The 19,587-nt window shown below is 55.6% G+C and carries 14 protein-coding genes; 10 read left to right on the top strand and 4 right to left on the bottom strand.

Annotated elements, in window-relative coordinates; genetic code table 11:
• Nucleotides 1-195: 195 nt before the first annotated feature.
• Nucleotides 196-1,155: an aldo/keto reductase gene (locus tag ACMGEE_RS11845; protein WP_436830073.1), complete on the top strand. Its 960-nt coding sequence runs from the start codon at nucleotides 196-198 to the stop codon at nucleotides 1,153-1,155.
• Here ACMGEE_RS11845 and yegD read toward each other — a convergent pair whose 3' ends face one another.
• The 3 genes from yegD to ACMGEE_RS11860 form a co-directional block, all read right to left on the bottom strand.
• Complete coding sequence (gene yegD, locus ACMGEE_RS11850) at nucleotides 1,156-2,508, bottom strand: molecular chaperone (RefSeq protein ID WP_253460040.1); 1,353 nt, start codon at nucleotides 2,506-2,508, stop codon at nucleotides 1,156-1,158.
• Nucleotides 2,509-2,628: 120 nt separating this feature from the next.
• Complete coding sequence (locus ACMGEE_RS11855) at nucleotides 2,629-5,286, bottom strand: diguanylate cyclase (RefSeq protein WP_301251115.1); 2,658 nt, start codon at nucleotides 5,284-5,286, stop codon at nucleotides 2,629-2,631.
• A gap of 147 nt (nucleotides 5,287-5,433) precedes the next feature.
• Nucleotides 5,434-6,063, bottom strand: a complete 630-nt coding sequence (locus ACMGEE_RS11860) for a phosphatase PAP2 family protein (RefSeq protein WP_253460046.1) — start codon at nucleotides 6,061-6,063, stop codon at nucleotides 5,434-5,436.
• 241 nt (nucleotides 6,064-6,304) lie between these two features.
• On the opposite strand from ACMGEE_RS11860, the gene udk reads away from it, so the two are divergent.
• The 3 genes from udk to asmA all read left to right on the top strand — a co-directional run bounded on the left by udk (nucleotide 6,305) and on the right by asmA (nucleotide 9,535).
• Nucleotides 6,305-6,946, top strand: a complete 642-nt coding sequence (gene udk, locus ACMGEE_RS11865; protein WP_125288134.1) for a uridine kinase — start codon at nucleotides 6,305-6,307, stop codon at nucleotides 6,944-6,946.
• A gap of 98 nt (nucleotides 6,947-7,044) precedes the next feature.
• Entirely contained in the window at nucleotides 7,045-7,638 is a 594-nt protein-coding gene (gene dcd, locus ACMGEE_RS11870) for a dCTP deaminase (RefSeq protein ID WP_253461273.1), read from the top strand.
• Nucleotides 7,639-7,702: 64 nt separating this feature from the next.
• Nucleotides 7,703-9,535, top strand: a complete 1,833-nt coding sequence (gene asmA, locus ACMGEE_RS11875; RefSeq protein ID WP_436830074.1) for an outer membrane assembly protein AsmA — start codon at nucleotides 7,703-7,705, stop codon at nucleotides 9,533-9,535.
• 43 nt (nucleotides 9,536-9,578) lie between these two features.
• Here asmA and ACMGEE_RS11880 read toward each other — a convergent pair whose 3' ends face one another.
• Nucleotides 9,579-11,150: a TerC family protein gene (locus tag ACMGEE_RS11880; RefSeq protein ID WP_436830157.1), complete on the bottom strand. Its 1,572-nt coding sequence runs from the start codon at nucleotides 11,148-11,150 to the stop codon at nucleotides 9,579-9,581.
• Nucleotides 11,151-11,938: 788 nt separating this feature from the next.
• On the opposite strand from ACMGEE_RS11880, the gene wbaP reads away from it, so the two are divergent.
• The 6 genes from wbaP (at nucleotide 11,939) to ACMGEE_RS11910 (ending at nucleotide 19,559) form a co-directional block, all read left to right on the top strand.
• Nucleotides 11,939-13,372 (top strand): undecaprenyl-phosphate galactose phosphotransferase WbaP, encoded by a 1,434-nt coding sequence (gene wbaP / locus ACMGEE_RS11885; protein ID WP_253460055.1) that lies wholly within the window; start codon nucleotides 11,939-11,941, stop codon nucleotides 13,370-13,372.
• Nucleotides 13,373-13,631: 259 nt separating this feature from the next.
• Entirely contained in the window at nucleotides 13,632-14,765 is a 1,134-nt protein-coding gene (locus ACMGEE_RS11890; RefSeq protein WP_495849201.1) for a polysaccharide export protein, read from the top strand.
• 12 nt (nucleotides 14,766-14,777) lie between these two features.
• On the top strand, nucleotides 14,778-15,212 hold the full coding sequence (locus ACMGEE_RS11895; RefSeq protein ID WP_253460058.1) for an arsenate reductase/protein-tyrosine-phosphatase family protein: 435 nt from the start codon (nucleotides 14,778-14,780) through the stop codon (nucleotides 15,210-15,212).
• 12 nt (nucleotides 15,213-15,224) lie between these two features.
• Nucleotides 15,225-17,393 (top strand): tyrosine-protein kinase Wzc, encoded by a 2,169-nt coding sequence (gene wzc, locus ACMGEE_RS11900; protein WP_301251113.1) that lies wholly within the window; start codon nucleotides 15,225-15,227, stop codon nucleotides 17,391-17,393.
• A gap of 96 nt (nucleotides 17,394-17,489) precedes the next feature.
• Nucleotides 17,490-18,395, top strand: coding sequence for a glycosyltransferase family 2 protein (locus ACMGEE_RS11905; RefSeq protein WP_253460065.1), 906 nt, complete (start codon nucleotides 17,490-17,492; stop codon nucleotides 18,393-18,395).
• A gap of 33 nt (nucleotides 18,396-18,428) precedes the next feature.
• Entirely contained in the window at nucleotides 18,429-19,559 is a 1,131-nt protein-coding gene (locus ACMGEE_RS11910) for an EpsG family protein (RefSeq protein WP_125288128.1), read from the top strand.
• The last annotated feature ends 28 nt before the right edge of the window (nucleotides 19,560-19,587 follow it).

Genomic DNA, 19,587 nt, shown 5'->3' on the forward strand with positions numbered 1-19,587 from the left:
GAGACTGAAGACGCTTAATATTTCAATTTTAACGGATTTATCGATTATAAAAATGAAGGAATTAAGAATAACCGTTCAGCAAGTGTAAGTATTCCTGCCCCGGCGTGCCTGTACCGTCAATCAACAAACGGCTCGTGTGGATATTTGCTACGCTAATAGTCACTTCAGAAACCCTTCCAATACAGGAGTATAAAGATGATCCAAACGCATCGCGAGCTGGGCCGTACCGGTATTCAGGTTCCCACGCTGACTTTTGGCGGCAACGTTTTCGGCTGGACGGTCGATCGGCAAACTTCTTTTTCTCTGCTGGACGCGCTGGTGGAAAAAGGCCTCTTCTTTATTGATACCGCCGACTGCTATTCGCGCTGGGCGCCGGGCAACGAGGGCGGCGAATCAGAAACCATCATCGGCGACTGGCTGAAGAAAACCGGCAAGCGCAATCAAATCGTGCTGGCCACCAAGGTCGGCATGGAGACGGGCGAAGGCAAAACCGGCCTGTCGCCCGCCTATATTCGCCAGGCGGTAGAGGCCTCGCTAAAACGTTTGCAAACCGACTATATCGATCTCTATCAGGCGCACCGCGACGACAGCGACACCCCTTTGCAGGAGACGCTGGCGACCTTCGACGCGCTGATTAAAGAAGGCAAGGTGCGGGCCATTGGCGCCTCTAACTACAGCGCGGAAAGGCTGCAGGAGGCGCTGAATATCAGCAAACAGCAGGGCCTGGCCCGCTATGAAACGCTACAGCCGGAATACAATCTTTATGACCGCCAGGGTTACGAAAGCGGCCTGGAGCAGGTAGCACGTGAACATGGTCTGGGCGTGATCAACTACTATTCGCTGGCCAGCGGCTTTTTAAGCGGCAAATATCGCAGCAAAGCCGACGCGAACAAAAGCAAGCGCGGCGAAGGCGTGGTCGAGAAGTACCTGAACGATCGCGGCCTGCGCATCCTGAAAGCGTTAGACGAGGTGGCGGAAGAGAGCCAGGCCACGCCAACGCAGGTTGCGCTGGCGTGGCAGATTGCCCGTCCGGGCATCACCGCGCCGATTGTCAGCGTGACCTCGCTTCCTCAGCTGGAAGAGCTGAGCAAGGCTGCCAGTCTTCAGCTTAGCGAGGAAGCGATCCGCAAGCTTACCGAAGCGAGCCGCTATTAATTAGCGAAACAGCACCTGCGCCCAGCGCGCCAGACCGGCGGTGACGGAACCGAAGTCATCGCCGCTGGCGAGCGGGATGTCCGGCAGCTGTTTTTGCAGCGCCTCGCGCAGCACCGGCGAGCGGGCGCTGCCGCCCGTCAGATAGATCACGTCCGGTCGGGTGCCGCTGCCGTCCAGCGCCAGCTTCACCTGTTCCTGAATGCGCTCCAGCGGCTGGGCGATAGCGCTTTTCAGCGCGTCCACGCTGATATCGGTCGCCAGCGACTGCTCAATAAAATCCAGCGTCGAGGTGGCCGAAGGCCGATCGGAAAGGGCGATCTTGCTCTCTTCCGCCGCGCGCACCAGGCGATAGCCCAGCCGCTGCTGCCAGACTTTCAGCAGGCGCTGCACTTTTTCCGGCTCGCGGGCGTCGCGGATCAAATCCTGAAGCTGTTTGCGGCTGGCCGTGGCGTAAAAGTCGCTTTGCGCAGGCACGTCGTTGATAGCGATAGCGTTCCACCACGGCAGCGCAGGCAGCGCGATGCCTTTGTGCGTCTGGCCGCCGCTGCCCAGCAGCGGCATCAGCTCTTTAAAGGCCAGCATTATGTCCAGGTCGTTACCGCCGACGCGGCAGCCGCTGTGGCCCAGCAGGCTCTCCTGTCGCTCGGCCCTGTCGTGCCATTGCGGGCCCATCAGCAGCACGGAGCAGTCGGTGGTACCGCCGCCGATATCCACAATCAGCACGCGCGTCTCTTTTTTCAGCGTCGCTTCAAATTCCAGACCGGCCGCGACCGGCTCGAACTGAAACTCAACTTCTTTAAACCCGGCGCGGCTGGCGGCGCGCGCCAGGATGCCCTGCGCCTGACGGTTGGCCTCTTCGCCGCCCAGCCCCTGGAAGTTGACCGGACGGCCAATCACCGCCTGGGTAATGCTTTCCTGCGTCTGCGCTTCGGCCTGCTGGCGGATATGCAGCATCATCGCGCACACCAGATCTTCAAAGAAGGCGACCTGCTGCGGCTTCAGGCCGCTCGCGCCCAGGAAGGATTTTGGCGATTTAACGAACCAGGTATCTTCCGGCTCGGCCATATATTGCGCCAGCGAAGCCAGACCGAACTGCACGCTGGCGGGCGTGACTTCGATATCTTCTTCACGGTTGAACGCGATGGCGCGCCGTAAAATCGCCTGATTTTCGGCTTCGGGCGTTGGCACCTGGTGATGGCGAAACAGCCATTCGCTGACCGTATCGCGCGTCGGCGCGCAGAGCATTGAGGGTAGCAGGCTGGAACCGTTTTCCAGCGGCAGCAGCGCGGGCACGCCCTCTTTCATGATGGCGACCGAGCAGTTTGCCGTCCCGTAATCAAAGCCGATAAACATTCCTTCCCTCCGCTAATAAAAAAAGGGGGCGACTTTAGCCCAGGGGCGGCAGGAGAGCAAGCGCCGGGTAAGCTTTAATTGACGCGCGCGGCGCTGGTTGTGTGCCAGGGCGAGCAAAGGCTACCGCAGCGGGCTGCTGTTATTGCCTTGAGAAGAGAGCTGCTGCGGTAAAATTTGTTCGTTTTCGCGCTGTGACAGCACGGGTTTAAGCGTATCTATCAGCTTTGCTTCATAAATGGAAAACTGGCCGCGACCGTTGTGCTTGGCGTTGTAGCAGGCCAGATCGGCCTGAGCCATCACGTCGCTGGCGTGAGCGTTGTCCTTGCTGAGCTGGGTGATGCCCGCGCTGGCGCCAATGCGGTGCAGCTGGCCTTCCCACAGAAAAGGATAATGATTTACCGCCACCACCAGGCACTCTGCGATATCGCGAGCCTCACCAAGCGCGCAGTCCGGCAGCAGCACGCCAAACTCATCGCCGCCCAGGCGCGCCAGAAAATCGCCGCTGCGCAAATGCTGTTTCATCTGGCCCGATATCTCCCGCAGCAGCGCATCGCCGGCGGCATGACCGGCGCTGTCGTTGACCGCCTTAAAGCGATCGAGATCGATAAAGATCAGCGCGTGCTGACGCTGCTGCTGACTGGCGCTGTGCAGCAGCTGTTTCAGACGCTGCTCGAAGCTGACGCGGTTAGGCAGGCGGGTCAGCATATCGTGCGAGGCGCCGTAGCTCAGCCGCCGCATCATCTCCCGCGATTCGCTGACGTCCTGGATCACCATCACGCTGCCGATATAGCCGCCTTCCAGCGTTTTCAGCGGCGTAATGCTGTAGTGAATATCAAAACAGTCGCCGGAACGAGTATGCAGCACCAGCTCTTCGGCCAGTTCCGGCACCGATTTGCTGTGCGGCAGCCCGCATAACAGCAGGTTTTCCATTTCCGGGCCGTCGCTGCCGTGAGTGATGCGCAGCAGATCGCTGAGCCGTTTTCCTGCCGCCTCTTCCTGCGTCCAGCCGCTCATCACTTCCGCTACCGGGTTCATAAACGTCACCCGCATCTCTTCATCCGTGCTGATCACCGCCTCGCCGATGGCGTCCAGCGTAATGTGCATTCGCTCTTTTTCCTGGTAGAGCGCGTCGGTCAGCTGACGCATCGCTGTCACGTCCTGATTGATGCCAAGCATTCTTTCAACGTTGCCGTCGTCGCCAAAAACCAGCGTCGACTGGCTGTGAATAAAGCGGATGCCGTCATCCGTAGCGATACGGAACACGATATCTACCGGCAGGGATTCTTTGATGCCCTTATCAAAAGCGTCGATGGCCATTTGACGATCGGCAGGCAGCAGGCTGTTAACCCACGTCAGATAGGTCGCCTGGCCTTCTTCCTTCAACCCATAGAGCTGAAACATGCGCTTGTCCCAGTTCATTTTGCCGGTCTTCAGGCTCAGATCCCAGACGCCGATGCCGCCCGCCTCATTAGCCAGCGTAATACGTTGCATCAGGCGACGGTTGGCGGCTTCGGTCTGCTTCAGGTCGGAAATATCTTCAATTTGAGAAATAAAGTAGAGCGGCCGCTGCTCGCTGTCGCGCACCAGCGAGGTTGCCAGCAGCGCCCAAACAATCCCCCCGTCTTTACGCAGATAGCGTTTTTCATGACTGTAGGTTTCGATCTCGCCTGCCAGCAGCTCGTGAAACTTGCTTTCATCAACCGCCAGGTCATCAGGGTGCGTCAGCATCTGAAAGGTCATCGTGACCAGCTCGGTTTGGGCGTAGCCCAGCAGCCGACAAAGCGATTGATTCACCTGTAGAAAGCGGCCTTCCGGCGACACCAGCGCCATGCCGATCACTGAATACTCCATGGCATGACGGAATCTGGCCTCGCTCTGGGAGATATGCTTTTTTTCCTCCCGGAACGAGTGCATCACCTGCGCCATAATATGGCTGGGAATGATCGCCAGCAAAAACGGCAGCCAGGGCGCGCTGTTCACGATAGTCACCGCGTTGGTATATTGCACCAGCTGGTTTAGCGCCAGCAGCAGGCTCATCATCAGCAGCGTGGCGAAGAAAACAATAAAGGCAGACAGGCGCGGCAGGCGTACGGCGCTGTAGAACAGCACCACCATCACAAAGGTAAAAGACCACGGCAGATAGCGTAACGCGCAGTAGCTCAGCGCCAGCGTCACGATCAGCGTCAATAACGTTTCCACCAGCGCGTGCTGGCTAAGGGATTTGCGCAGCTCTTCGGGTCGCCATAGCAGGCAAACCGGGCCGATCGCCAGCATCCCGATGGTTTCCGACACCGCCCAGGTGGTAAAAAAGTGGAAGTTGGCCCGCCCGGTAAAGTTCAGTGACCAGCAGGCGAGCAGCGCGCCGAGCAGCGGCGTAAAGATGCCGACCGACACCACCATCTTGCTCCAGCCGAGCAGCGAATCCAGCGGCGCTTCTCTGTCCAGCAGCCTGCGCAACAGCGCGCCGCCCAGCAGCGCCTGAAGTAAATTGATTAGCGGAAACGTCAATACGACGACGGCTGTGCCTACCATCAGCGCGTTGGCGGCGATAATGCCAACCATACAGCCGCCCAGCAGTCCCGGCAGCCTGCGCGGCGGATAGTGGAATACCAGCAGGGTCATCAGGGCGGTGGGCAGCCAAAGCGAAGAGATTTGAATGCTGACTTTAATCAGTTCCAGACAAAACAGCGTCAGGACAAAGGAAAGCACGCCAAACATCGCTCCCCTGAGCCAGGGGAGAGAGGAGCGGTCAGCGGGGGAAAACGTATCAGTCGTCATAAAAATCCAGCGAGGCAACGGAGAACGGTCAGCTCGAACCAGGTAACTTAAGGCATGCTAACACATTCGTTTTTGAATGCCTGCGCTAATTCAAAAGATCGCTTTATTCGGGCGATTGACCGCCGCGCGCCGCTGGTGGACGGGAAATTACTGCCGAAGCTTCAGCAAATCGTCGCGTGTCCAGGGATGGTCAATGCCGGCAATCTGCACGGAAAGACGCTGTAAAAACTGTTGCGTGGTGGCAAGACGACCGTGGCTCAGCAGCAGCAGAGGCAGCAGGAGCGCAATGCAAAGCTGCAGCGTGGAAAAGCCCTGTACTCTGGCGCGCCGCTGGCTGACCAGGAAAGCCGTGCTCAGGGTAAAGCCCAGGATCAGACCGGTAATCACTTCGCTGGTGGAGTGGTAGCTAAGCAGCAGCCGCGAGACGCCAACCAGGATGGGGATCAGGTAGCCGATACCAACGGCAAACAGACGGCCCTTGTCCGACAGGCGTCCGCTGAGCAGCCACAGCATCACCGGCCACAGCGTCGCCGACATGGCGGTATGGCCGCTGAAGCCGGTAAAGTTCAGGTGCGCGCTGCCAAGGCCAAAGCCCATAAAAGCCACTTTAGAGAGGCTGACCACGGCACCGGCGGTGCAGAACGCCAGCGCCCAATACCAGGCCGCGCGGCGATCGCTGTTTTTCCAGCTAATCAGCCCGGCCATCACGATAGCGGTAGGAATAAGCAACATGCTGTCGCCAAAATAGGTCAAAAAATGCAATGTACGCCAGTACACGGTGTTTCCTTATTATGCTGTGATAACCCGCTACGCTGTTGCAACAGGGTGCCTGCAACGGCCGGGCCGACATTGTGAATCTGACAGCCAACAGTTTAGCGAGAGGGGCAGCAGAGGTATAACGGGAAAGTCTTAAAAGCCTTCCGCCGGTTTTTTCTGGCATCAACACCCCGAAATCCCTATAATTACGCGCGAATTCATCCTCTCCATCTGTCTCAGACACAAATCAGGTCTTTAATTTATGACTGACAAGTCGCATCAGTGCGTCATCGTAGGTATCGCCGGCGCATCTGCCTCGGGAAAAAGTCTTATCGCCAGTACGCTCTATCGTGAAGTTCGCGATCGGGTCGGCGATGAAAATATTGGTGTTATCCCTGAGGATGCTTATTACAAAGACCAAAGCCATCTGACCATGGATGAACGGGTTAAAACAAACTATGACCACCCCAGCGCCATGGATCATAACCTGCTGCTGCAGCATTTGCAGATGCTGAAAGCAGGGGAAGCGATCGATCTGCCGGTTTACAGCTATGTAGAACATACCCGTACCGCGCAGACTATTGAGCTGAAACCGAAGAAAGTCATTATTCTGGAAGGGATCCTGCTGCTGACGGACGCGCGGCTGCGCGCCGAAATGAACTTTTCGATCTTCGTGGATACGCCGCTGGATATCTGCCTGATGCGCCGTATGAAGCGCGACGTCAACGAACGAGGCCGCTCAATGGACTCCGTGATGGCGCAGTATCAGAAAACCGTGCGTCCGATGTTCCTGCAGTTTATCGAACCTTCCAAACAGTACGCTGACATTATCGTGCCTCGCGGCGGTAAAAACCGCATCGCGATCGATATCCTGAAGGCGAAGATCAATCAGTTCTTCGAGTAAACCTGTCCCGGCGGCCGAAAGGGCCAGCCGGGTAGCCCGCGCAGGGAGCGCTCATGCTCCCGCCGCTCAGCCTGTTATTAATTTGGGAGTATCTGTCCATGCGTTTATGCGACCGTGATATAGAAGCCTGGCTCGACAGCGGCCAGCTTGATATCTCTCCGCGTCCGCCGGTAGAGCGTATTAACGGCGCTACCGTTGACGTCCGCCTCGGCAATCAGTTCCGCACTTTCCGCGGCCATACCGCTGCCTTTATCGATCTCAGCGGCCCGAAAGACGAGGTCAGCGCGGCGCTTGACCGCGTGATGAGCGACGAAATCGTGCTGCCGGAAGGCGAAGCGTTCTTTTTACACCCTGGCGAACTGGCCCTGGCGGTGACGTTTGAATCCGTGACCCTTCCTGATAACCTGGTCGGCTGGCTGGACGGGCGTTCATCGCTGGCCCGGCTGGGACTGATGGTGCACGTTACCGCCCACCGTATCGATCCAGGCTGGCAGGGACGTATCGTGCTGGAGTTCTATAATTCTGGTAAGCTGCCGCTGGCGTTACGGCCGGGGATGCTGATTGGCGCGCTGAGCTTTGAACCGCTTTCCGGGCCGGCGGCTCGTCCTTATAACCGCCGTCAGGATGCCAAATACAAAGGGCAACAGGGCGCGGACGCCAGCCGTATCGATAAAGATCAGGACGACGTATAGCGGCGGCGGGGCAGGGCCTGAGCCGGCGGCATGCGTCAGGAAGTGGAAGCTATAAGGGGAAGGCATGAAAAGGTTTATCACCACGTTGGCCATTTTGCTGGTGGTTATCGTGGCCGGCATGACGGCGCTGGTTTTGCTGGTCAATCCCAATGATTTTCGCGCCTATATGGCCAGACAGGTCGAACAGCGCAGCGGCTATCAGCTGGCGCTGAACGGCGATTTACGCTGGCACGTTTGGCCGCAGCTCAGCATTCTTTCCGGCCCGATGACCCTGACCGCGCCCGGCGCGCAGCAGCCTTTTGTCAGCGCCAGCAATATGCGGCTTGACGTCAAGCTCCTTCCTTTGCTTTCTCATCAGCTGGCGGTCAAACAGGTTCTGCTGAAAGGGGCGGTGATCCGCCTGACGCCCGACAGCGCGGCGCAGCGTCCGGCCAATGCGCCGCAGGGCCCGGCGGATACCGCACCGCCGCCGCCGCTGACTCAGCGCTGGACCTTTGATATCGATAATTTGCAGGTTGCCGACAGCCTGCTGATCTGGCAACAGAACAGCGGCGAGCAGCTTAACGTTCGCGATCTGAACCTGCAGCTGTCGCAGAACGCGCAGCGCCATGCCCATATTGAATTTGGCAGCCGCGTCAGCCGTGACCAGCGTGAGCTGTTGGTGAATCTGAATGCGGATGTGGATCTCAGCCACTATCCACAGCATCTTGCAGCAACGGTAAACCAGCTGGACTACCAGCTGAGCGGGGCCGATCTGCCGCGTGAAGGCGTCAAAGGGCAGGCGACCCTGCAGGCGGAGTGGCGCGACAGCGATGCTTTCAGCCTGAAAAATCTGGCGCTAAGCCTTAACGACAGCCAGCTCAACGGCAGCGCCAGCGGGACGCTGGGCGACCGCCCGCAAATCGCGCTGGATCTGCATGCCTCCGTGCTGAATCTGGATCCGTTGTTAGGGCTGGAAACCGAGGTCAACAGCGAAGGCCAAAATATCCAGACTCAGCGCGGCGGCCCTGCGCCCGTTATTGCTCAACCCGTGCAGGATAACGCCAGCTCGCCGTTTAACCAGATGGACGGACAGCTGGCGCTGTCGGCAGATAAGCTTAACTGGCGCGGTATGACGTTTGACGGGGTGACGCTACAGGGCAACAGCAGTAATGGCCTGGTGACGCTGGCGACACTGACCGGCAAAACGGGCAACGGGCAGTTTTCCCTGCCGGGCAGCCTCGATTTCCGCCATGCACAGACGCAGATCGCGCTGACGCCTTCCTTGCAGAATATCGCCGTGGCGCCGCTGCTTAAAGCGTTTGAGCTGCCGGCTTCGCTGAGCGGCGATCTGACGCTGAACGGCAGCTTCAGCGGCGCGGGCCTGAGCGTGCCCGCCTTTAAACATGCCTGGCAGGGCAGTGCCGAAATCAGCCTGAACAACGCGCTGCTCTCCGGACTGAACTTCCAGCGTATGATCCAGCGCGCCGTAGAGCGTAGCAGCAGCCGCGTTCACGCCGCCGCCGGGCCGGAGAACGACTTCCAGCAAATCACGGGTAAGATGTCGCTGCAAAAAGGGCTGCTGGCTTTCGTCGACCTGCACGGACGCGCCTCCATGCTTAACTATAGCGGCAAGGGCACGGTGAATATGGCAGACAAACAGGCGGATATGAACTTTGGCATAACGGTCACCGAGGGCTGGCAGGGCGATAGCGAGCTGATTGGACGGCTCCAGCAGACGCCGGTGCCGTTAAGGATCTACGGCCCGTGGGATGGCCTGAACTATTCGCTGCAAATCGATCAGGTACTGCGCCAGCAGCTACAGGATGAAGCGAAGAAGCGTCTGAAAGCGTGGTCGGAGAAAAATCCGCAAAGCGGCAAAAGCAGTTCGGTACAGAAACTGATTAACGACCTTTGATGGGCAGCGCTGATAAAGCAGCATCGCTTTATCAGCGCCGGTGTTACCAGTCTTCTTCTTCCGTCACCAGAGGGATAATTTGGACTTTCTGCACGCGGTGGCTTTCTACTTTAAGCGTGCGGAACAGGCAGTCGTTAATCTGGATCTCTTCGCCTTCCTGCGGCACCCGCTGCATATGCTCCATCAGCAGTCCCGCCAGCGTGTGATACTCCCTTTTTTCATCCAGCGGCAGCGGCACGTACATAATCAGGTCGTCCAGCGGCATATGCCCGTTGGCCGTCCAGCTGCCGTCTGCGTTTTGCTGGATATCGTAGCGGGGATCGATAGCTTCGCCTTCGTTAGGCAGGTTGCCCGCGATGGTTTCCATCACGTCGCTGAGCGTGACCACTCCCTCTACCGACCCAAACTCATCCACCACAAAGGCAAAATGCGTGCGCGCATTGCGGAACTGCTCCAGCGCCGGCAACAGCGACAGCTGCTCGGGGAACACCAGCGGCTGACGGATCAGCGCGCGGATATCCAGACTGTCGCCGTGCAGCGCCTGCTTCAGCAGGTCAATAACGTGCACCACGCCGAGCGGATCCTCGCTGTTTTCCGTGACCACCAGCCGCGTATGCTGGTTCTGGTCAAGCATCGCCATAATTTCTGCCGGCGACTCGCTGAGATCCACAGAAGCGATATCCTGACGGGAGGTCATAATGCTGCTGACCGTGCGCTGCCCCATGCCAAGCACGCGCGCAATCATCATGCGCTCCTGCTTGTTAAAGATCGCCTGGCTGCTGCTGTCGGCAACCAGCGAAGAGGTTTCCGCATCCAGCTCCGCCTGCTCGTGGCTGCCGCGCAGCAGGCGCAGCACGGCTTCGGCGGTACGTTTACGCAGGGGCGCCTTGGAAGAGAGGAAGCGGCGACGGTTGAAATGCGCCAGCTGATTCAGCGCTTCGATAATCACCGAGAAACCGATAGCGGCGTAAAGGTAGCCTTTAGGAATATGATAGCCAAAGCCGTCCGCCACCAGGCTGAAACCAATCATCAGCAGGAAGCTCAGGCAGAGGATAACGATCGTCGGGTGTTGATTAACGAAACGCGTCAGCGGTTTGCTGGCCAGCAACATTAAGCAAATTGCGATAATAACGGCCGCCATCATTATGGCCAGATGGTCCACCATCCCTACGGCCGTGATCACGGAATCCAGGGAAAAGACGGCGTCCAGCACCACAATTTGCGCTACCACTGGCCAGAATTTAGCCCCACGCTTTTGTGGATTTTCATCCTCATCTTTGCCTTCCAGCCGTTCGTTCAGCTCCACTGTCGCTTTAAACAGCAGAAAAACGCCGCCCAGCAGCATGATTAAATCGCGCGCGCTGAAGGCGTGTCCGCCGACCGAGAAGAGGGCAGAGGTCAGCGAAGAGAGCCAGGAGATAGAGGCCAGCAGCAGCAGACGCATAATCAGCGCCAGCATCAGGCCCGTGACGCGGGCGCGGTCGCGCTGCGCGGGCGGCAGCTTTTCCGCCAGGATAGCGATGAAGACAAGATTATCAATGCCCAGCACCAGTTCCAGCACGATCAGGGTGACAAGGCCAGCCCAGATTGACGGATCGACGATCCATTCAAACATCAGAAGTTCACTCATACAGATTAAGGAAATGCCATGATGATAGTGAACGTCGCCTGATTCAACAAATAATCCCCTGAAAGTCGCCGCAAGGTCGATAAACAGCCGAATAAATCGCCACTCATTCCTGGAATTGCCCGCGCAAAATTTGGCATCTGATTAAAAGGTTTTCAGGAATATTCGCATAGGTCTGCCTGTTGAAATAAGGGATACTTAAGCAATGAAGTAAAGTCAGACAGGAATATTCTGACTGTGACAGTAAAGCTAATCTGAATTTATCGTGAGGATAAAGATGAAAGGTATGGTTTAGCATGGCGCTGAAGGTAGTCTTAATCCTAAAAGCGCGCATGGGTAGCGGCAGGCTCTTGTAAACAGGCCAGTAATAACTAGTATAGCAATGTGTTAGTAAATGGCTGCGTTAATGTAGCAATTAGCACGGTCGCGTCTTAACGTTCTTTTTTATGTTCGGCTTTATGTAGACGCGCCAGTTAGTGCCTTTAGATGGCAGGATAAAACCAACACTTCAGGACAAAATACAGCGCATTGGCAGCTACAAGCCAGGGGCGGTAGCGTGTCCGAAGCGGTGAAAAGACCACGCCTTTTGGCGATAAAATCACCGCAGTTGTTGATTTTACATGTCATTCTCTGATTGTACTGCCAGTTACCATGAGCTTTTACACAATTTCTGAATACGTCTCCTGTGTAATAAAGAGCGTGTCGATAAGATACGCAATCCTTAGCGGTGGGAATTATTAAATCACAGGCTTTTGAAGAAAAAATAAGAGTTAACTATGCGCGATATAGAATTTACATTTAAAGGACTGTTAATAAAAATATCACTGGCACTTTCAGATCTTATTTTCTTTAACGCCTCCTTATTTATTGCTGTTCTGCTGATGAAAACTTTTCCAAACAGTTTGTTGGAAAATATGTCAGAGCAGGATCTGCAATTAAAAATAAGCACACACATCATTCTCTCTGTGATTTGTATCGGCTGGTTCTGGGTTCGCCTGCGCCACTATACCTATCGCAAACCGTTCTGGTTTGAATTAAAAGAAGTCTTCCGCAGCGTGCTGATCTTCTCCGTTATTGACCTGTCGATTACGGCATTGTCAAAATGGGAAATGTCCCGCTGGGTGTGGATTATTACCTGGCTGCTGGCGCTGATCCTTATTCCTGTCGGCCGCGCCATCGTTAAGCGTGTGCTGAACCGTAACGGCCTGTGGAAAAAGCAGTCCATTATTATCGGCAGCGGTAAAAATGCGGAAGAAGCCTATCTGGCGCTGCAAAGCGAAGAGGTAATGGGCTTTGACGTGGTGGCTTTCTACGATGTGGATGGCACTACGCCCGCGCCTGCGCTGTTCGGCATTCCGGTCATTCGCGATGAAACCTCGCTCTGGCAGCTGGTCAACAGCGAAACGCAATTTATTGTCGCCGTAGAATATGAACAGAGTCAGTATCGTGATCTCTGGCTGAAAAATCTGGCGAAACATAATTGCCGTTCCGTTTCCGTTATTCCTTCACTGCGTGGCGTACCGCTATACGGTACTGATATGGCTTATATCTTCAGCCATGAAGTTATGATCCTGCGCGTCAGCAATAATTTGGCGAAGCGCACCTCGCGTTTCCTTAAGCGTACCTTCGATATTGTCGGTGCCTTAAGTATTATCACCATGCTGATGCCTGCGCTGGCCTTCCTGATCTTTATGGTCGCTCGCGACGGCGGCAATCCTATTTATGGGCATGAGCGAGTAGGGCGCAACGGACGCAAATTTAAATGCCTTAAGTTCCGTTCAATGGTGGTGAATTCCAAAGAGGTACTGGAAGAAGTGCTACGCACCGATCCTGTAGCGCGTGCGGAATGGGATAAAGACTTTAAGCTGAAGAACGATCCCCGCATCACCCGCATCGGTCACTTTATTCGTAAAACCAGCCTTGATGAGCTGCCGCAGCTGTGGAACGTGGTGCGCGGCGAGATGAGCCTGGTCGGCCCGCGTCCGGTGATTGAAGACGAGCTGGAGCGCTATGCGGGCGACGTTGACTACTACTTTATGGCTAAGCCTGGTATGACCGGCCTGTGGCAGGTAAGCGGACGTAACGATGTCGATTATGAAACCCGCGTTTATTTTGACTCCTGGTACGTAAAAAACTGGTCATTGTGGAACGATATCGCCATCCTGTTCAAAACCATCGGGGTGGTGCTTAAGCGCGACGGCGCCTATTAATTTGAGCTTTCGACGCGCTCTTCGGAGCGCGTCGCTGTTATAGCGTAGTTTGACTGTAACCGTCATGGACTTACGCGCTCACCACTTTCTTTGTTAAGCGTCGGTTCACAGCGAGTCGGCAAGGCATTAAAAAAGGATAGGGATCGGACGATAATGACTGACAGTTATAGCGATTGAAACGCTTATCTTTACTTTTGCAAGACGCTACACAGCGGCGGATCCGCCACTATCAATCAAATTACTGATAGCGATGAAACAGATGATTACAATCAAAACGAAGTTACTGCCCTTGTTGATATCGGCTACCCTCCTTTCCGGATGTACGGTAGTTCCGGGTTCAAAGCTTTCCACCAGCGGAAAAGACGTAATTAAGCAGCAGGACAACGATTTTGACATTGATAAATACGTTAATGTCTTCCCGATGACCCCAAGCCTGGTTGACCGTATGCGTCCGGCGCCCGTTGTGGCGCGACAGAACGTTCAGCTGCAAAATGAACTGCAAAACTATGAGTATCGTATCGGCGTCGGCGATGTGCTGACCGTTATCGTCTGGGACCACCCGGAGCTGACCACGCCAGCGGGCCAGTACCGCAGCGCCAGCGACACCGGTAACTGGGTTCACTCAGACGGCACCATCTTTTACCCTTATATCGGCCGCGTTCGCGTAGCCGGTCGTACCGTGCAGGAAGTGCGTACCGAAGTCGCCGGCCGCCTGGCGCAGTATATCGAAAGCCCGCAGGTTGACGTCAGCGTCGCCTCGTTCAAGTCGCAGAAAGCGTACGTGACGGGCGAAGTGACCACGTCTGGCCAGCAGCCGATTACCAACGTGCCGCTGACTATTCTGGATGCGATCAACGCCGCAGGCGGCCTGACCGCCAATGCCGACTGGCGCAACGTGGTGCTGACCCACAACGGCAGCGAAGTGCCGGTATCTCTGCAGGCGCTGATGCAAAACGGCGATCTGTCGCAGAACCATCTGCTTTATCCGGGCGATATCCTGTTTGTGCCGCGCAACGACGATCTGAAAGTCTTTGTGATGGGCGAAGTCAGACAGCAGACCACGCTGAAAATGGATCGCAGCGGTATGACGCTTTCCGAAGCGCTGGGCAGCGCCCAGGGCATGGATCAGACCGCCTCTGACGCGACGGGCGTATTTGTTATCCGTCCAATCAAAGGGAAAAACCGCACCAAGATCGCCAACATCTATCAGCTGAACCTGAAGGATGCGTCGGCGATGGTGATGGGCTCCGAATTCCAGCTGGAACCGTATGACATCGTTTATGTCACCTCAACGCCGCTGACGCGTTGGAACCGTGTTATTTCGCAGCTGACCCCAACTATCACCGGTATCTATAACGCGAGCGAAAACGCGCAGATTATTCACAACTGGTAACAGCGGGGCATGATGATTAATTCAATCTTAGTGGTCTGCGTCGGCAATATCTGCCGCTCTCCTACGGGGGAGCGGCTGCTGAAACAGGCGCTACCGGATAAAAAGATCGCCTCGGCGGGGCTGAGCGCGCTGGTCGACCATCCGGCCGACGAAACCGCCAGCAGCGTCGCCAGCGAACATGGGGTTTCGCTGGCGGGCCATCAGGCACGGCAGCTGACCTCCGGCATGTGCCGGGATTACGATCTCATCCTGGTGATGGAAAAAAGGCATGTCGATCTGGTCAACCGCATTAACCCCTCCGTACGTGGCAAGACCATGTTATTTGGCCACTGGCTCAACCAGCAGGAAATAGCGGATCCCTATAAGAAAAGCCGCGATGCCTTTGAAGCCGTGTACGGATTACTCGAAAAAGCTGCCCAGAAATGGGTCACCGCATTAAGCCGATAGTTGGGATACTCGATGAATATAAAAAGTAAGGCGCCGACCGCGTCGAAAGAGGAAGCTGGCGGGTGGGATTTAGCGCACCTTGTCGGACAGCTGGTTGATCATCGCTGGATTATCGTGGCCGTTACGGCCTTCTTCCTGCTGCTCGGCACGCTCTATTCGCTGTTCGCCACGCCTATCTATAGTGCGGACGCGCTGGTACAGGTAGAGCAGAAAAGCCCTAACACCGTGCTGACCGATCTGACCGAGGCGCCGGTGGAACCCGCTTCCGCCACGGAAATCCAGATCATCCAGTCTCGTATGGTGATTGGCAAAACGGTAGACGATTTGGGCCTGAACATACAGGTTGAGCAAAATCACTTCCCCGTAGTGGGCAAAGGCTTTGCCCGCCTGCTGGGCGAAAAGCCGGCCAAAATCGCCGTATCCCGTCTTGAGATGCCGAAAAGCTGGAAAGATGCCAGCGTAAAGGTTGAGATCACCGGCGCCGACAGCTACACCGTTTCGAAAGACGGCGACGATCTGTTCAAAGGTAAAATCGGCCAGTTCCAGCAGCAGCATGGCGTGTCGATGCTGGTTAGCGGCATTGACGCTGAACCGGGCACCACTTTTACCGTCTCTAAGCTGTCCACGCTGGCGGCGATCGGCATGGTCACTAACAACCTTGCCGTGGCCGACAAAGGCAAAGATACCGGCGTGATGGGTCTGACCTATACCGGTGAAGATCCGGAGCTGATTAGCCAGGTGCTGGATCGGGTGATGAGCAACTACCTGATGCAGAACGTGGAGCGTAAATCCGCCGAAGCGCAGAAGAGCCTGGAGTTCCTGCAGCATCAGCTGCCGCAGGTGCGCAGCAAGCTGGACGAAGCGGAAGACAAGCTTAACACCTATCGTCGTAATAACGATTCGGTGGATATGTCGCTGGAAGCCAAATCGGCGCTGGACTCCTCTGTTAGCGTACAGAGCCAGCTGAACGAGCTGACCTTCCGTGAAGCGGAAGTTTCCCAGCTGTTCACCAAGGATCACCCGACCTATCGCGCATTGCTGGAAAAACGTAAAACGCTGGAAGACGAGCAGAAAAAACTGAACCAGAAAATCGGTCAGATGCCGCAGACCCAGCAGGAAATTTTACGTCTGACCCGCGACGTGCAGGCCGGTCAGGAAATCTACATGCAGCTGCTTAACCGTCAGCAGGAGCTGAGCATCAGCAAAGCCAGTACGGTTGGCGACGTGCGCATCATCGACCATGCGGAAACCGCATCCAAGCCGGTTGCGCCGAAGAAAATGCTGATTATGCTGGCCAGCCTGATTGCAGGCCTGGTGATCTCCGTGGGCATCATTCTGCTGAAAGCGCTGTTCCACCACGGCATCACCGCGCCGGATCAGCTGGAAGAAGCCGGTATGAACGTTTATGCCAGCGTGCCGCTTTCCGAATGGCAGCGTAAGAAAGACGTCGAGGCGCTGAACAAGCGCGGCGTGAAGGTCGATCCGCACAACAGCCTGCTGGCGTTGGGCAACCCGACCGACCTCTCTATCGAAGCGATCCGTAGCCTGCGTACCAGCCTGCACTTCGCGATGATGGAAGCCCGTAACAACGTGCTGATGATCACCGGCGCCAGCCCTGGCATTGGTAAAACCTTTATCAGCGCCAACCTGGCGACGCTGGTTGCACAGGCGGGGCAGAAAGTGCTGTTTATCGATGGCGATATGCGCCGTGGCTATACGCACGAGCTGCTGGGCGCGGCCAATAAGTCCGGACTGTCCACCATCCTGTCGGGCAAAACCGCCTTCACGCAGGATCTGATCCAGCACGGCGAATACGGCTTTGACTTTATTCCGCGCGGTCAGGTGCCGCCAAACCCTTCCGAGCTGTTGATGCACAGCCGCATGAACGAGCTGCTGGAGTGGGCGAGCAAAAATTACGATCTGGTACTGATCGATACGCCGCCGGTGCTGGCCGTGACCGATGCAACTATTATCGGCAAGCTGGCAGGCACCGCGCTGATGGTGGCGCGCTTTGAAACCAACACGCTGAAAGAAGTAGAGTTCAGCTACAAGCGCTTTGCGCAAAACGGTATCGATATTAAAGGCGTCATTCTTAACGCCGTCGTGCGGAAAGCCGCCAATGCGTACGGCTACGGCTACGACTATTACGATTACAGCTACAAAGGCAATGCAAAAAGCTAATGCTTAAAAGGATCCGCCGCGAGGCGGATCCTTTCGCCTCTGGAATCAGGCCTGTTTCCGGCTGTTTTATGTATAACGTTTAAAAGGTGCCTTGTGATGAAGGATATTTTCTTCTCGATCGTTATCCCTGCCTATAACGCCTCCGAATCGATCGTCACCACGCTGGACTGCGTTAAAGCGCAAAGCTATAAGCATTTTGAAGTGATTATCGTCGACGACAAGTCGGCCGATGCGGCAAAGCTGGCCGAGGTCGTTAACAGCGATCGCTACAGCGACCTGAAAATTAATCTGGTGCTGTCAGAGGTCAAACTCAACGGCGCGGGCGCGCGCAACCGGGGCATTGACCTGGCGACGGGCGACTATGTCTGCTTCCTGGACGCCGATGATGAATGGCATGAAGACAAGCTGCTGGAAAACGTCAAAAAAATCCAGGAGCTGACTGCCAGAGGCAAAGACCGCTTTGTGATCTACAGCCAGGTGAACATTATGCAGGACGGCGCCTTTTTAAAGGTGATGCCGATCAATTTGCCTGCGCACAATGAAAGCATCGCCGAATATCTGTTTGGCTGCTACGGCTTTATCCAGACCAGTACTATTGTGCTGAAGCGCGAGCACGCGGCGGAAATTAAGTTTGATGAGCGGTTTATCCGTCATCAGGACTACGACTTCTGCATCCGCGCGGATAAAAACGATTTTGAATTCGTGATGATTGCAAAACCACTGGCTAACTACCATATGGTGAGCAAATTCAACTCCAGCCATAAAGGCGAGTCCGTAAAGTACTCCACCTTCTGGCTGAAAAGCATGAGCCCGTATCTGAGCAAGCGGGATGTTTATACCTATAAAGCGTATAAGCTGCCGATCCGCTATAAAATGGATGGCAAGGTGCTGCACGCCAGCCTGAGCTTCGCGCAATATTTCTTTTTAACCAACAAAGGCAATCGCGATTATTTTCTCGGCCGTTTAAAACAGAAGTTCTCAGAACGTATTGCAAAAAAATAGCCCTGATTAAAATAATAAGACGGCGGAACAACAATGGCCATATATTGGATAATCAGTTACAGCATTCTGGCGTGCTGTATTTTTGAGTTGGCAGCAATCAACCAGCTTAACGACCCCAGGATCAAACGCGTCATCATGTGGCTGGCGTTTATCTGCACGATGGCGCTGATCTGTTTCGGCGGCTCGCGCGGTCTGCACTCCGGCATGGATGACAGCCAGTACCTGGACTTTTTCGCGGATTTTTCGGCACAGCTTCACGTCAACACCTATGACGCGATCACCGACACCTATCGCTATGAAAAACTCTTTATGCTGCTGGCCTGGCTGTTTTCACTGGTCACCAGCCAGAGCTACTATTTTCTCTTTTTTATCTGCTTTATTGCGGTTTCGACTAACGCTTACTGCTACAAAAAGTATTCTCCGCTGATCCTCTGTTCGCTTTGTTTATATTCAACTCACCTGTTTATCAACAAAGACATGAACCAGATCCGCTTTGGGTTATCCAGCGCCTTTGCTATCGCCTTTATCTGCTCGCTGGCGACGAAGAGAAACGTGTTGGCGCTGGTATTCCTGGTGCTCAGTACGCAGTCGCACGCCACGGGTTATACCATCCTGCTGGCGGTGCCGTTCTTCTTCCTGCGCGAGCGCAAGTATCTGCCGCTGATTATCGTCTTCGCCTGTATTCCGCTGGGAATTATCGGCGGGAAAAAGCTCTTTCTCGACTCGTTGGGCATCGTGCCTGGCCTGGGCGAACGAGCGGCGGGCTATAGCGGCACCGACTTCGATACCGCCTCGCCGGTGTTTGGCCTGGCCAACCTGAAAAACATCTTCTTTATTGCCGCCTTTACCCTTTACTACTTCCGTAACGGCATCCAGAAAGGCGATCGTCTGGTTTATATCCTGCTGGTCTCGTATGCGGTGGGCGCGGGCGTGCGTATTACGTTCTCCGACTTCAGTATCTTTGGCGGCAGGGTGGGCAACCTGTTCCTTCACGCCGAACCGATACTTTTCTCTTTCTTGCTGCTGCGAATACGCAATCTGCTGGTAAACGTCGCCTTGTTAGCGGGGATCTGTTCTTACTACCTCGCCTATAACACGATACTTTCCGCGCAGTCGATTACCGGCTATAGCGTAGCGCCGCTGTTCCGTATGTTCAGCGGCTAGGCGGCCCTGAGCCGCGCTTTTTGCTCAA

Source organism: Erwinia artemisiae (assembly GCF_051400835.1).
Classification (GTDB): domain Bacteria; phylum Pseudomonadota; class Gammaproteobacteria; order Enterobacterales; family Enterobacteriaceae; genus Erwinia; species Erwinia aeris.